The sequence below is a fragment of the Paracoccus spongiarum genome, assembly GCF_030732095.1.
Classification (GTDB): domain Bacteria; phylum Pseudomonadota; class Alphaproteobacteria; order Rhodobacterales; family Rhodobacteraceae; genus Paracoccus; species Paracoccus spongiarum.
In genome coordinates this window covers 339,533-353,385 of record NZ_JAVAMQ010000001.1, presented here as the reverse complement: position 1 = coordinate 353,385, position 13,853 = coordinate 339,533, and the positions used below count along the sequence as shown (strand labels likewise).

The 13,853-nt window shown below is 70.9% G+C and carries 11 protein-coding genes; 7 read left to right on the top strand and 4 right to left on the bottom strand.

Translation table 11 applies throughout. From position 1 onward, the window contains the following. Positions 1–176: 176 nt before the first annotated feature. A complete protein-coding gene (locus Q5Y72_RS01775; protein WP_305961695.1) occupies positions 177–407 on the bottom strand; it encodes a hypothetical protein in 231 nt (76 codons plus the stop codon). 1,738 nt (positions 408–2,145) lie between these two features. On the opposite strand from Q5Y72_RS01775, the gene dut reads away from it, so the two are divergent. The 4 genes from dut to Q5Y72_RS01755 are packed head-to-tail and all read left to right on the top strand — an operon-like array spanning position 2,146 to position 6,067. Beyond that, the gene (gene dut / locus Q5Y72_RS01770) at positions 2,146–2,670 is read left to right on the top strand and encodes a dUTP diphosphatase (RefSeq protein WP_305961694.1); all 525 of its coding nucleotides are present in this window, start codon (positions 2,146–2,148) and stop codon (positions 2,668–2,670) included. Then, complete coding sequence (locus Q5Y72_RS01765; protein ID WP_305961693.1) at positions 2,657–2,938, top strand: hypothetical protein; 282 nt, start codon at positions 2,657–2,659, stop codon at positions 2,936–2,938. Before dut ends, Q5Y72_RS01765 begins: the two co-directional genes overlap by 14 nt. After that, entirely contained in the window at positions 2,938–4,014 is a 1,077-nt protein-coding gene (locus Q5Y72_RS01760) for a HesA/MoeB/ThiF family protein (RefSeq protein WP_305961692.1), read from the top strand. Before Q5Y72_RS01765 ends, Q5Y72_RS01760 begins: the two co-directional genes overlap by 1 nt. Positions 4,015–4,042: 28 nt before the next feature. Further along, positions 4,043–6,067 carry a M3 family metallopeptidase gene (locus tag Q5Y72_RS01755; RefSeq protein ID WP_305961691.1) on the top strand — a complete coding sequence of 675 codons (2,025 nt, stop codon included), beginning with the start codon at positions 4,043–4,045 and terminating at the stop codon, positions 6,065–6,067. A gap of 309 nt (positions 6,068–6,376) precedes the next feature. Here the strand turns inward: Q5Y72_RS01755 and Q5Y72_RS01750 are convergent, their stop codons facing one another. Further along, complete coding sequence (locus Q5Y72_RS01750) at positions 6,377–7,006, bottom strand: SH3 domain-containing protein (protein ID WP_305961690.1); 630 nt, start codon at positions 7,004–7,006, stop codon at positions 6,377–6,379. A 229-nt stretch (positions 7,007–7,235) separates the two neighbouring features. Here Q5Y72_RS01750 and Q5Y72_RS01745 point away from each other — a divergent pair, with 229 nt between their 5' ends. Together Q5Y72_RS01745 and Q5Y72_RS01740 are read left to right on the top strand one after the other, a co-directional pair. Continuing rightward, positions 7,236–8,237 (top strand): 2-hydroxyacid dehydrogenase, encoded by a 1,002-nt coding sequence (locus Q5Y72_RS01745; protein ID WP_305961689.1) that lies wholly within the window; start codon positions 7,236–7,238, stop codon positions 8,235–8,237. 7 nt (positions 8,238–8,244) lie between these two features. After that, the gene (locus tag Q5Y72_RS01740) at positions 8,245–9,423 is read left to right on the top strand and encodes an MFS transporter (protein WP_305961688.1); all 1,179 of its coding nucleotides are present in this window, start codon (positions 8,245–8,247) and stop codon (positions 9,421–9,423) included. A 5-nt stretch (positions 9,424–9,428) separates the two neighbouring features. On the opposite strand, the gene panB is transcribed toward Q5Y72_RS01740, so the two are convergent. Both panB and panC read right to left on the bottom strand, forming a co-directional pair. After that, a complete protein-coding gene (panB, locus tag Q5Y72_RS01735) occupies positions 9,429–10,238 on the bottom strand; it encodes a 3-methyl-2-oxobutanoate hydroxymethyltransferase (RefSeq protein WP_305961687.1) in 810 nt (269 codons plus the stop codon). 11 nt (positions 10,239–10,249) lie between these two features. Beyond that, positions 10,250–11,107, bottom strand: a complete 858-nt coding sequence (panC, locus tag Q5Y72_RS01730; RefSeq protein ID WP_305961686.1) for a pantoate--beta-alanine ligase — start codon at positions 11,105–11,107, stop codon at positions 10,250–10,252. A gap of 173 nt (positions 11,108–11,280) precedes the next feature. On the opposite strand from panC, the gene Q5Y72_RS01725 reads away from it, so the two are divergent. Next, a complete protein-coding gene (locus tag Q5Y72_RS01725) occupies positions 11,281–13,773 on the top strand; it encodes a GcvT family protein (protein WP_305961685.1) in 2,493 nt (830 codons plus the stop codon). Positions 13,774–13,853 lie beyond the last annotated feature (80 nt).

Genomic DNA, 13,853 nt, shown 5'->3' with positions numbered 1-13,853 from the left:
CGGTGCCGCTGCCCGGGTCACCGCCTTCGTCAGCCGATGCCGCGGCGTCGGTCCTCGTGACCTATGCGGAAGCCCGCGCCCCATCCCTGGCGAGGGGTGACTTGCGCTTCGGGATGCCGGCGCGATGCCGATGAGGCAGGCGGATGCGTCACGGTGCTCCCCCGCGTCCGGTCCTTTCAGGGCCGACGCATCCGGCCGACCGGCTCGAGCGCCGACCTGGGGACCACGTTGTGGGCCGTCGGCATAAGCTGTTCGGGAAAGCCGGTGCCGTTCTGCGGCACGCGGCCCGCAGGCATGGACCCGATACCGCCGTCCAGCATCCGGTCCCGGGTCCGGCGCAGCCCATCGCGCGCCGCGCGGACCCGGGCGAAGGTCGGACCAGGACGCGGCGCGGGTTCCATCTTCATGCGGCCGCGACAGATCCCGACAAAGGCTTCCGCGGTCCTGCCGACGGCACGCAGCCGCCAGCCATACCCTTCCTTCCGCGCGGCTCGGCCTTCGCCCGCGGCGCGCGCCAGGATTTCGGTCAGGCGGGCCTGGCTCCGGCCGCAAACGCCCTGGGGACGGGGGGTGCGGGACAGCAGGTCGCGGTCAGCAATCTGCTGCGCATGACGATGGGCGCCTTTCCCGGGTGCTGCGGCCGCGATGTCCTTCGCGGGTCCCGCCGGGGTTCGCGCAGCGTCGGCGATTGTGCAGGACCAGGATCGCCCCCCGCGTGGAAGATCATGCGATCAGGTCGACGGAAGGGCCAGTCCGCGCCCCGCAGCAGGCAGCACGATGCATCCTCAAGGCCATCGCGACGGCCGGCTTGGTCGCGCTGTCTGGCCCTGCCATGTCCACGGCCCGTCCGGGACGCAGGATTTCAGGTCGCGCGACCCAAGATGGCTCGTGTCATCCGCGCCGGGCGGGGCCGGGACTTCATCGACCGCCAGCCCGTGCGATCCTGCGCGAGGGGGCGCTGTTGACGGCAGGATGCAGGGGACACCGAGGACCGGCGCCGGAGGAGGGGTGGCCCATGTCGGAGGTCGCCGATGTGTCGGCATGTGCAGGGCCGGTCCACGTTCCCGTCGTCGTCGTCCATGTCCTCGTCCCGGACATCATGGACCGCGCCTTTCAACCTCGATGACCAACAGCCCCGGGCCGGACGCGCGGGGCACTGCGCTCATCGGGCACTTGCCTGACAGGCGGCGGGTTGACCCCTTGTTCCGGCCCGCGGGCCCCGGTCTCTGTCAATCGGCTGCACCGGGGGCCAGGCTGCTGCAGGCATCGACATCCGGGTGGGCGGCGCAGCGGAACGAAGACAACGCGACGCCTGGGAGTAACAGCATCCGGCCCCCGGTTTGCGCTGCAGTGGCACCGCACCGGCGCCGCAACGATGGGTCCCCCGGGCGACAGGCGGATCCTCGTCCGGGGGCCTGCGGTGGGATGCCACCAGATACCGACGCTCGCTCTTCGGGCAAGGCCGGGGCGGGGGTGAGAATGCGGGCGTGCTCGGGATCGACGGCAAGCAGGCGGCCCTGCGACGCATCCTTGCGCCCCGAGGCGCAGAGATCGACCGCCCGTTCCGAGGGGGCGACGCAAGGATCCAGCGACAGGCGCAGTGTCGGCCTGCGTGCCAGATCCACGCTGATCCCAGGGGGCTCGCCCCCTGTGTCGCGGCCGGCCTGAACCCGGTTGCCTTGATCGGGCGCGACGCGCATGACGCCGGGCGGCGCAAACCGACGCCGAGGTTCGTCCGTCCCGCATCGACCGACTGCGTTTCGGCTTTCATGTCTGCAGCGAAAAGGTTGGGCAACAACCGCATTCATGCCCCCCTGGAGGGCAGTTGGGCGGATATTTCCCATGCGAAACGGGCGGGAAGCGCGCGTTTCGGTCGTGCTGCCGATGCCGGGACCGGAACGCTCGGCGTCCACCGACCGATCCCGTCCGGGCGGTGCGCCCGGCGGCCTTCCGGCGCTGCAGCGGGGCTTGGCGCCGGGGCTATCGGCAAAGTCACCGCCGACGATCCCGATCTGCGGCGGACGCATGGCCGAGCGGCCCGTCGACACCCGGAGACAGTTCCTTGACCGCTGCCTGCGGGGTGATATGTTGGCCCGCGTCGGGGAACAAGGGCCGGACGCGGCTTGCACCCGAGGTGAAACTGACATGGATTACCCCCCCCTCACGGTCGAGGTCAAAGTCCTGGATCCCCGACTTCGGGACTGGGGGCTGCCGCGCTATCAGTCGGCGATGGCCGCCGGGATTGATCTCTATGCGTGTCCGGATGCGCCGATGACGATCCCGCCCGGCGCCCCTGCCGTCCTGGTTCCGTCGGGCATGGCGATTCACATCGCCGATCCGTCTGTGACCGCTGTCATCGTCCCGCGATCGGGGTTGGGCCACAGGAAGGGGCTCGTGCTTGGAAACCTGACCGGTGTGGTCGACGCCGACTACACCGGACAAGTGTTCATAAGCGTCTGGAACCGCAGCAGCCCCGATACGCAGCCGATCGTCATCGCGCCCGGGGAGCGGATCGCGCAGATGCTTTTCGTCCCGGTCCTGAGGCCCTGCTTCACTGTCGTGCAGGAGTTTTCGGCCACGACCCGGCGGAGCGGGGGTGGCTTTGGCTCGACGGGCGTCGGCATGACCATCAAGACCGCCGACACGGACCGGGTTGATGAGCGTGAGTAGTTGGCATGACGCAGGCGAAAGGGTGAACGAGGGGAGGATCGACACCGGCAGTCGGTTCACCCGCGCCCCGTTCAGGGAGGGTGACCGTCGCGGGCCTCTTGGGGTCGCGCCGATCGCCCTTGGGGCAGACCGCCGCCCCATCGCGGATGGCGGCCGCATCGCGCCGATGGTGGCCGCGACCGCGCCGCAGGCGGTCTGTGACGAGGTTGCCGAACCCGGCGCGACCGCGCGCGGCGCGGGCGGTTCCGGCCTGACCGGGGGCGGGTGATGGCCGGGCTGTGGCTGCTGGCGGCCATCCTTCTCCTGGGGCGGTTCCTGCGCCTTCCCGGCCCGCGCCTCGCGGCGCTGCTGGGCGGGCTGTGGCTGACGATCATCCTGCTGCACCTGCTGGCGCCGGCCAGTCGGGCGGCGGCCCTAGTCGGCGGGTCGGCCGCGACCTGGGCGGTCGGCGGCGGCGTGGTGGCGGCGATCCTCGGCTATCGCGCGCTGCTGCGCGGCTTGCGCGCCCGCGCGCCCGAGGCGGCGCTGCGGCCTGCCGCCCCGCCCGAGGGCGGCGATGCCGGGATGGGCGGGGACGAGCTGGACCGCTATGCCCGGCATCTGGTGCTGCGCGAGATCGGCGGAGCCGGCCAGATGCGGCTGCGCGGCGCACGGGTGCTGGTGGTGGGCGCGGGCGGTCTGGGCGCGCCTGTCTGTCTTTACCTCGCGGCCGCCGGGGTCGGGCGGATCACGCTGGCCGATGACGACCGGGTCGACCTGTCGAACCTGCAGCGGCAGGTGATCTTTCGCGCCGATCAGCGCGGGTTGCCCAAGGCCGAGGCCGCCGCCGCCGCGATGGCGGCGCTGAACCCGCATGTCGCGGTCACGCCGCTGCTGCGGCGCGTCACCGCGGCGGATGCCGCGCTGCTGGCCGGGCATGATCTGGTGATCGACGGCACCGACAGTTTCGCCGCCCGCGACGGCGTGAACCGTGCCGCGGTGGCGGCCGGGGTGCCGCTGATCGCCGGTGCCATCGCGCAATGGGAAGGCCAGGTGACCCTCTATGACCCGGCGCGGGGCGGGCCCTGCCTCGCCTGCCTGTTTCCGCTGCCGCCGGCCGCGGGACTGGCGCCCGCCTGCGCCGAGGCCGGGGTGGTCGGCGCGCTGCCCGGCGTGGTCGGCAGCATGATGGCGCTGGAGGCGATCAAGCTGCTGACCGGGGCGGGCCAGGGCCTGCGCGACCGCATGCTGATCTTCGACGGGCTGCATGGCGAGACCCGGATGATCCGCACAAGGCGGCGCGCGGATTGTGCGATCTGCGGGACCGTGGCGGCGGCACTGGAAACCGCCGCGCAGCCATCCTAGGCTGGCCTCCCGGCCACAGGAGAGCTGCATGAACCCCGAACTGACCCGCTGGACCGGCCCCGAGGGGCTGCCGCGCTTCGACCTGATCGAGGACGCGGATTTCGCGCCGGGATTCGCCGCAGCCCTGGCCGAGGCCGAGGCGGTGATCGAGGCGATCGCCGCCAATCCCGAACCCGCCAGCTTCCTGAACACGGTCGCGGCTCTGGAGACGGCCGAGGAGGGGCTGAACCGCGTCCTGTCGATCTTCTACACGCTGGCCTCGGTCGATTCGACGCCCGCGCGCGAGGCGCTGCAGCGCGATTTCGCACCGCGTCTGGCGGCGTATCACAGCCGCACCAGCATGGACCCGCGGCTTTACGCGCGGGTGAAGGCGGTGGCCGCGGCGGCGGGCGGGCTTGCGCCCGAGGACCGCCGCATCACCGAACTGGCGCTGCGTGACCTGACCCGCGCCGGTGCCGGGCTGGAGGGCGCGGCCCGCGACCGGATGGCCGAGATCCGCAGCCGGATGGCCGTGCTGACCACCGGCTTCGCCCAGAACGTGCTGGCCGATGAGCGCGACTATGTGCTGCCGGTGCCCGAGGACGGCCTGCGCGGCCTGCCCGGCTGGCTGGTCGAGGCGATGCGCCTGGCCGCGCGCGAACGCGGCATGGACGGGCAGGTGGTGACGCTGAACCGGTCGCTGATCGTGCCCTTTCTGGAGCATGCCGAGGATCGCGCCCTGCGCGAGGTCGCGTTCCGGGCCTGGACTGCACGCGGATCGGGGCAGGGGGCGGGCGGCGCGGCGACCAGCAACCTGCCGCTGGCCCGCGAGATCCTGGCGCTGCGCCATGAACGGGCGCGGTTGCTGGGCCACGAGGATTTCGCGGCCTACCGGCTCGAGCCCGAGATGGCGGGCTCGGCCGTGCGGGTCGAGGCTTTGCTGGGCGAGGTCTGGCAGGCCGCGCGCCGCCGCGCCGCGGCGGACGAGGCGCGGCTGACGGCGATGCTGGCCGAGGATGGCGGAAACGGCCCGCTGGAGCCCTGGGACTGGCGCTTCTACGCCGAAAGGCTGCGCCGGCGCGACCATGATTTCGACGCCTCCGACGTGAAGCCCTATCTGACGCTGGATGCGATGCTGGGCGCGGTCTTCGATGTCGCGAGACGCCTGTTCGGGCTGGAGTTCGAGCCGGTCGAGGCGCCGCTATGGGCGCCCGATGTGCGGGCCTGGCGCATCACCCGCAAGGGGCGGCTGATGGCGCTCTTCATCGGCGACTACTTCGCCCGTCCCGGCAAGCGGTCGGGGGCGTGGTGTTCGACCCTGCAGACGCAGCACGGGATCGGCGCGGGCCGGCGGCCGATCGTGGTCAATGTCTGCAACTTCACCCCGCCCGCAGGGCAGGACGGGCCGGCCCTGCTGTCCTGGGACGACGCGCGCACGCTGTTTCACGAGTTCGGCCACGCCACCCATCACATCCTGTCGGATGTGCACTGGCCCTCGATCTCGGGGACGTCGGTGGCGCAGGATTTCGTCGAACTTCCCAGCCAGCTCTACGAACACTGGCTGGAACAGCCCGCGGTGCTGGATGCCCATGCCCGCCACCACGCGACCGGCGCGCCGCTGCCGGCGGATCTGCGCGACCGGCTGCTGGCGGCGGGCAGGGCCGATGCCGGCTTCGCCACCATCGAGTACCTGGAAAGCGCGCTGGTGGACCTGGCCTTCCATCGCGGCGCCCCGCCCGAGGACCCGATGGCGCGGCAGGCCGAGCTGCTGGCCGGGCTGGGGGCGCCGGCGGCCATTCCGATGCGCCACGCCACGCCGCATTTCGCCCATGTCTTCAGCGGCGACGGCTATGCAAGCGGCTATTACAGCTACATGTGGTCCGAGGTGATGGATGCCGACGCCTTCGCGGCCTTCGAGGAGACCGGCGACATCTTCGACGCGGCCACGGCCGAACGGCTGGAGCGCACGATCCTGTCGCGCGGCGGCGCGGCCCCGGCGGACCGGCTGTGGCTGGATTTCCGCGCGCGGATGCCGGGGGTCGAGGCGCTGCTGAAGGGGCGCGGCCTGACCTGAGCCAGCCGGGCGGGCTGGGCCTGCCGGCGTTGCCGGACTGCGCGAACGAGGCTGAGCGGTCCGCCCGCGCGGTGGTGCCGCGGCGGAAGGGCGCGCGGCCGGAACCGGCTGAAAAGGGGCTTCGGCGCCTCGCCCGCCCCGGCGTGCGTCGCGGCGGGGCGGGCGGTGGCCGAGGGGGGGCCGACCGATGGTCGGCGTCCTGCCGGACGGGCGGTGGCGCGCCGCTGGCGCGGCGCGCGGCGGCACCCGGACCGCAAGGGCGTCACGGGCCGCATGGGCGAAAGCCCGACGGCGCCCGGCTGTCGCGGGTCAGTCGCGGATCTCGCCGGGATCGACCCCCCAGATCACCGATTTGGGCACCCATCCCCGCTGGCCGCCGCCCGCGATGCGGCACCAGTCTCGATTGCATTCGCCCAGCCGCACGATCGCCCCCATCTCGGCCCGCGCGACGATGTCGGCACCGGTGTCGGGACGGCTGCGCAACTCGACCATGTCCTCGGTGACGAGGGCGGTCCTGACGCCCGACAGCAGCGCGTAATGCACCCAGCCGCCGGCGCCGTCCTTGTCCTCGACCCGCCGCCAGTGGCCGAACTCGGCGACCACGCGCAGCGGCATTCCGGCATGGCGGAACACCCAGTCGATGCGATGCGACAGGCTGGGGCCGCGCCGCGCATTCCCCTCGCTGCCCTTGAGGCTGACATAGCGGGGCAGGGGCAGGTTGGTGACCGCGCCGCGCGCCCCGCCTTCGGTCGCGCCCGCGTCGTCTGCCTGCACGCGGATGATCCGCGCAACCTCGCCGCGGGGCGCATCGCCGCCGGGGCTGACGGCGCCGCCGGGGCCGCCGACCGCGGCCAGAACCGCCAGCGGCGCGATCGCAAGCCCGGTCGCCAGAACCGCCGCGGCCCCGATGCGCCGGCCCGTCAACGCGCTGATCTTCATTCGTCGTCCAATCCTGCCTGATCCGGCCAGGGGCCTGCCCTGTCCGCCTGCCCGGCCATGACCTGCACCCCGAAGCCCTGCGCGCCGGTCGCGCGCTGCCGATCCGGTGGCTGCATTTCACGGCCTCCTCGTGGGGTCTTGTGCCTGCCCCGCAACGGGGGCAGTTTGCCAAAAGCCGCCCGACAAGGAAAGGGCGGCACCGACAGGACCGCGAGAAAGTGAGGTTTCGATGCACAGCACCCAGCCCGCGAGACAGAAGCTGCGCGTGTCGGTCACGCGGCGCCTGCCCGAGACCGTCGAGACCCGGATGAGCGAACTGTTCGACGCCGTGCTGCGCGACGACGACCGCAAGCTGTCGCGTGACGAACTGGCCAGCCTGATGCAGAACAGCGACGTGATCGTGCCCACCGTCACCGACCATATCGATGCCAACATGCTGGCCCAGGCCGGCGAGCGGCTGAAGCTGATCGCGAATTACGGCGCGGGCGTCGATCACATCGACGTGCTGTCGGCGCGGCAGCGGGGGGTGCTGGTGACGAACACGCCCGGGGTGGTGACCGAGGACACCGCCGACATGGCGATCGCGCTGATCCTTGCGGTGACGCGGCGCATTCCGGAAGGGCTGGCCGAGATGCAGGCCGGCCGCTGGGGCGGCTGGGCGCCCACCGCGCATCTGGGCGGCCGCGTCGGCGGCCGCCGGCTGGGCATCCTGGGCATGGGCCGGATCGGCCAGGCGGTGGCGCGGCGGGCCAATGCCTTCGGCATGCAGGTCCATTACCACAACCGCCGCCGGCTGCGCCCCGAGATCGAGGAGGAACTGCAGGCGACCTGGTGGGAAAGCCTTGACCAGATGCTGAGCCGCATGGACATCGTCAGCGTCAACGCGCCGCACACGCCCTCGACCTTCCACCTGCTGAACGCGCGGCGGCTGAAGCTGATGAAGCCGACGGCGGTGGTCGTGAACACCTCGCGCGGTGAAGTCATCGACGAGAACGCCCTGACCCGGATGCTGCGGGCGGGCGAGATCGCGGGCGCCGGGCTGGACGTGTTCGAGCATGGCCACGAGATCAATCCGCGCCTGCGCGAACTGCCCAATGTCGTGCTGCTGCCGCATATGGGCAGCGCCACCGTCGAGGGCCGCGCCGAGATGGGCGAGAAGGTGCTGATCAACATCAAGACCTATGCCGACGGCCACCGGCCACCGGACCTGGTCGTGCCCTCGATGCTGTGAGGATCGCGTGACACCCTTTCCCGGTGCGCGTCGGGCGGTCTCGGCGCTGTTCTTGCTGAACGGGTTGCTGGTCGGAAGCTGGGCGCCCAAGCTGCCCACGCTGATGCAGCGGCTCGAGATTTCCGAGGCGGTCGCCGGGCTGATGGTGCTGGTGCTGGGCATCGGATCGGTCACGATCATGCCGCTGTTCGGGGCGCTGACGGCGCGGCGCGGATCGGCCCATGCGGTCAGGCTGGCGGCATGGCTGGCCATGCCCACGCTGCTGCTGATCTCGCTGGCGCCGGGCCTGTGGACGGTGTTTGCGGCCGTCCTGCTGTTCGGCGGCGCCATCGGCGGGATGGATGTGGCGATGAACGCCAATGCGGTCGCGGTCGAACGCGCGCGCAGGCGGGCGATCATGTCGTCCTGCCACGGCTTCTGGAGCCTTGGCGGGCTGGCCGGGGCCGGGGCGGGCGGGGCCGTCATCACCCTGATCGGCGAGACCGGGCACGCCCTGATCGTCACGCTGGTCTATTCCGCGGGCCTCGTGCTGGCGCTGCCGCGCATCCTTCGCGACGCGCCGGGGGCCGATCAGGCGGCCGCCGTGCCGCTGCGCCTGCCGCGCAGCCCGCTGCCCTATGTGATCGGGCTGATGGCGCTGTGCTCGATGATCCCCGAGGGCGCGATCCTCGACTGGGCGGCGGTCTATCTGCAGCGCGAGATGGGCGCCTCGCTGGCGCTGGCGGGCTGGGGATTTGCGGCCTGCGCGGGAACGATGGCGGTGATGCGCTTTCTCGGCGACGAACTGCGGCGGAGGATGGGCGCGGTGCGGACGCTGCGCATCAGCACGCTGGTCGCGATGGCGGGGCTTGGGCTGGCGGGCCTTGCCGATCAGCCGCTGCTGGCCATCGCGGGCTTCGGCGTGGCGGGCATCGGCATCGCCAACATGGTGCCCATCGCCTTCTCGGCGGCGGGCAACGTGCCGGGGCTGGCGCAGGGGGTCGGACTGTCGGTCGTGACCACGATGGGCTATTCGGGCATCCTGCTGGCACCGGGCAGCATCGGCTGGCTGGCCGAGCATACAAGCTTCTCTTTGATCTACATGGGGCTTGCGGCGCTGCTGCTGGTGCCGTTGCTGCTGTCGCCGCTGGCGCGCACCGCCGATTTCGACGATCGGCCCGACGCGGCGCCGGCGCAGACCGCCTGACCCTCTCAGCGATACAGCTGGTCGGCTGCGGGAAAGCTGCGGTCGCGCACGGCGGCGGCGTAGTCCGCGATGGCCGCCTCGGCACGGGGGCCGAGATCGCCGAACTTGCGCACGAAGCGCGGCACCCGGCCTGACAGGCCCAGCATGTCGTCCAGCACGAGGATCTGGCCGTCGCAGCGCGCGCTGGCGCCGATGCCGATGGTGGGGATGGCGACGGCCTCGGTGATGCGGTCGGCCAGGCCCTCCATCACCCCCTCGACCACGACCGAGAAGGCGCCGGCCTCGGCCACGGCCACCGCGTCGGCGACATGGGCCGGCCAGGATGCCTCGTCGCGGCCCTGCGTCCTGAAGCCGCCCATCACGTTCGTGGCCTGCGGGGTCAGGCCGACATGCGCCATCACCGGGATGCCGCGATCGACCAGAAAGCGGATCGTCGGGGCCATGCGCGCCCCGCCCTCCAGCTTGACCGCGCCGCAGCCGGTCTCGCCCATCACGCGGGCGGCGTTGCGGAAGGCCTGCTGGGGCGATTCCTCGTAGCTGCCGAAGGGCATGTCGATCACCACCATCGCGCGGGCGCTGCCGCGCATCACCGCCTGGCCGTGCAGGATCATCATCTCCAGCGTGACGCCGATGGTCGAGGGCAGGCCGTGGATCACCATGCCGAGGCTGTCGCCCACCAGGATCACATCGGCATGGGCGTCCACCAGTGCCGCCATCGGCGCGGTATAGGCGGTCAGCGCGACGATCGGCGGCGCGCCCTTGCGGCCGGCGATCTGCGGAACGGTGACGCGGCGGACGGGCGCCTGGGCGGACATGGCAGGACCTTTCAGGGTTGCGCGACGCGCTGGTCGATCAGCAGCACATCGCCAAAGCGGGCGGCCAGAAGCATGACCACGGGGCCGTCGATGCGGGTGATGCGCGACAGATCGCCCGCATCGCGGATATCCAGCGAGCGCAGTTCGCAGCGCGGCTCGGACCGCAGGACGGCGCGCATCGCCCGGCGCACGGCAGCCAGCCCTGCGCCGGCCGCGATCATCTGCTGGCCCGTGTCCAGCGCCCGGTTCAGGACCGGGGCCGCGGCGCGATCCCCGGGCGTCAGGCGGCGATTGCGCGAGGACATGGCCAGCCCGTCGGCCTCGCGGACCGTCGGGACGCCGATGATCTGGATCGGCATGTCCAGATCGGCCACCATCTGCCGCACGATGGTCAGTTGCTGGTAGTCCTTCTCGCCAAAGGTGGTGGCATCGGGGCCGACGATGTTGAACAGCTTGGTCACGATCGTCGTCATGCCGCGGAAATGGCCGGGCCGCAGCCGGCCGATCAGCATCCGCGACAGGCCGCCCACCTCGACCGTGGTCTGCGCGCCGGGGCGATAGATGTCGGCGACGGTGGGCAGGAAGGCCGCGTCGCAGCCAGCCTGCCGCAGCAGGGCAAGGTCGGTGTCCTCGTCGCGGGGATATCTGTCCAGGTCGGCCTGCTGGTCGAACTGCGTCGGGTTCACGAAGATCGAGGTCACGACACGCCCGCCGCCCTGCGTGTCCAGCCAGTCCCGCGCCCGCGCCACCAGATGCATGTGCCCCGCGTGCAGCGCACCCATCGTGGCCACCAGGGCCACGCGCTGCCCCTCGGCCCGCCATGCGTTCACGCAGTCACGCATCGCCTGCTTGCTGCGGCAGATCCGCATCGGCTGTCCTCCCCGCCCCCCGGCGTGGGGCGCAAGCTAGCGTCACGACAGGGATTCGCACAAGTGCCGCGTTGCAGCATGTCGTTTTTCGCCGCCAATGGTCGGGGCGATGGGACAGCCCGCCACCGGCCGTGGCAGTAACGGGCAGGAACAGGCCAGAGGAGTCGCCCCGGATGAAGTCGCATGTGAAGGTTCTTGTCGTCGGAGGCGGCGCGGTGGGTTGCGGCATCGCCTATCACCTCGCCAAGGCGGGCTGGGAGCCGCTGCTGGTCGAGAGGGACGAACTGACCGCCGGCTCGACCTGGCATGCGGCGGGGCTGCTGCCGCTGTTCAACATGGGTTATGCGACCAGCCACATCCACGACTATTCGGTCAGGCTCTATGCCGGGCTCGAGGCCGAGACCGGGCTGAACGCTGGCTTCACCCGCTGCGGCAACCTGCGGATGGCGCAGACCGATGCGCGGATGGACGAATACATGCTGTACTCCGCCACCGCCGAAACCATCGGGATCGAGCATGAATTCCTGACACCGCAGCAGATGAAGGACCGCTGGCCGCTGCTGCGCACCGACGACCTGAAGGGGGCGCTGTTCCACCCGACGGACGGCTATATCAACCCCGCAGACGTGACGCAGGCGATGGCCAAGGGCGCGCGCATGGCCGGCTGCACGATCGAGCGCAAGGTCCAGGTCAACGGCTATCGCTGGACGGGATCGGAATGGATCGTCAGCTGCGAGAGGATGGCCGAGAAGGGCGGCAACCTGGTCCCCTCGGGCGAGACCTTCGAGATCCGCGCCGAGCATGTCGTGACCGCGACCGGCAACCATGCGCAGCGCACCGCCCGCCTGCTGGGCATCCGCATCCCCGCGATCCCTGTCGAACACCAGTTCATCGTGACCGAACCCGACCCGATGCTGATGAAATGGCGGGCCGAGGGCAACCCCGAACATCCGGTGCTGCGCGATGCCGACGCCAAGTGGTATGTCCGCGAGGAACGCGGCGGCTGGATCCTTGGCCCCTACGAGGAAGGCGCGCCGGCGCGATTCCCCTACGAGGTGCCCGACAGCTTCCGGGCCGACCTGTTCCCGCTGGACCTCGAGCGGATCGAAGAGGAATACATGTCGATGATCCATCGGCTGCCCTCCTCGGAAGAGGTCGGGCTGAAGGACGATTTCAACGGCCCGATCTGCTATACCCCCGACGGCAACCCGCTGGTGGGCCCGGCGCCCGGCCTGCGCAACATGTGGCTGGCCGAGGGCTTCAGCTTCGGCATCACCGCGGCGGGCGGCGTCGGCCATTACCTGACGCAGATCATGACCGAGGGAGAGGCCGAGATCGACATGGCCTCGCTGGACCCGCGCCGCTTCGGGTCGTGGATGACCACCGAATATGCGGTGAAGAAGAACGAGGAAAGCTATGCGCACGTCTTCATCCTGCACCATCCCGACGAGGAACGCGAAGCCGCGCGGCCGCTGCGCACCTCGCCCGCCCATGACCGCCAGAAGGCGCGGGGCGCGCAGTTCGGGCAGGTGAACGGCTGGGATCGCCCGAACTACTACGCGCCCGAGGGTTTCGACGACCACGCCAGCCGAAGCTTCCGTCGCGGCGGCTGGTGGCAATATGCCCGGGCCGAGGCCGAGGCGATCCGCCAGACCGCCGGGCTGGTCGATGCCACCGCCTTCGCCAAGCACATGGTCAAGGGCCCGGGCGCGACCGCCTTCCTCGACTGGCTGACGACCAACAGGCTGCCCAAGGTCGGCCGCATCAACCTGACCTATGCGCTGACCGACGCCGGAACCACGCGGACCGAATACACCATCGTCCGGCTGGCCGAGTCCGAATACTACCTCGTCTCGGCAGGCGCCTGGGCCGATTACGACGGCGACAACCTGATCAAGTCGGCCGAGGATTTCATGGCCGCGGGCGGCGATCACGTCGCCATCCAGGACGTGACCACGCAATGGGGCGTCTTCGCCATCGCCGGGCCGAAATCGCGCGAGATCCTGTCCCGGCTGATCCGCGACCCGCAGCCCGAGACCGCCCTGTCGAACAAGCGGTTCCCCTGGCTGTCGGCCAGGCGGATCGAGCTGGGCATGGTGCCCGTTAACGCGATCCGGGTGGCCTATACCGGCGAATTGGGCTGGGAGCTGCATCACCCGATCGAGATGCAGAACCACCTGTTCGACCGGCTGATGGAAGCCGGCGAGCCGTCGGGCCTGACGCTGGTCGGCGCGCGGGCGCAGAACTGGCTGCGGCAGGAAAAATCCTATCGCGCCTTCGGCACCGAGCTTGGCCGCGACGCGACCCCGTTGGAAGCCGGGCTGGACCGGTTTGTCGATCTGGAGAAGGAGTTCCGGGGCAAGGCCGCGATGCAGGCCAAGGGCATCCGGTCGCTTTGCGTGACGCTGCTGATCGACGGACCCGCCGACGCCGATCCCTGGGGCCGCGAGGCGCTGTTCCTTGACGGCGAGAAGGTCGGGCGGCTGACCTCGGGCGGGTATTCGGTGGCCTTCGGCAAGCAGATCGGCATGGGCTATGTCCGCCCGGATCTGGCCCGGCCGGGCACGAGGCTGAAGCTGCGCATGTTCCGCGAACTGTGGGATGCCGTCGTCACCGAGGACAGCCCGTACGACCCTCAGAACCAGCGCATCCGGCAGGACGGCTGACAGCGGGCAAAATTTCCGCGCCGCAGCAATTGGTCAAATTGTTCATGCGGCGCGGAAAAATGTTCAGAAACAGATATCTG

Excerpts from the sequence above, each read along its gene's own strand:
- Q5Y72_RS01775 (WP_305961695.1), bottom strand. The coding sequence starts at position 407 with ATGAAGATGGAACCCGCGCCGCGTCCTGGTCCGACCTTCGCCCGGGTC.
- dut (WP_305961694.1), top strand. The coding sequence starts at position 2,146 with ATGGATTACCCCCCCCTCACGGTCGAGGTCAAAGTCCTGGATCCCCGA.
- Q5Y72_RS01765 (WP_305961693.1), top strand. The coding sequence starts at position 2,657 with ATGAGCGTGAGTAGTTGGCATGACGCAGGCGAAAGGGTGAACGAGGGG.
- Q5Y72_RS01760 (WP_305961692.1), top strand. The coding sequence starts at position 2,938 with ATGGCCGGGCTGTGGCTGCTGGCGGCCATCCTTCTCCTGGGGCGGTTC.
- Q5Y72_RS01755 (WP_305961691.1), top strand. The coding sequence starts at position 4,043 with ATGAACCCCGAACTGACCCGCTGGACCGGCCCCGAGGGGCTGCCGCGC.
- Q5Y72_RS01750 (WP_305961690.1), bottom strand. The coding sequence starts at position 7,006 with ATGAAGATCAGCGCGTTGACGGGCCGGCGCATCGGGGCCGCGGCGGTT.
- Q5Y72_RS01745 (WP_305961689.1), top strand. The coding sequence starts at position 7,236 with ATGCACAGCACCCAGCCCGCGAGACAGAAGCTGCGCGTGTCGGTCACG.
- panB (WP_305961687.1), bottom strand. The coding sequence starts at position 10,238 with ATGTCCGCCCAGGCGCCCGTCCGCCGCGTCACCGTTCCGCAGATCGCC.
- panC (WP_305961686.1), bottom strand. The coding sequence starts at position 11,107 with ATGCGGATCTGCCGCAGCAAGCAGGCGATGCGTGACTGCGTGAACGCA.
- Q5Y72_RS01725 (WP_305961685.1), top strand. The coding sequence starts at position 11,281 with ATGAAGTCGCATGTGAAGGTTCTTGTCGTCGGAGGCGGCGCGGTGGGT.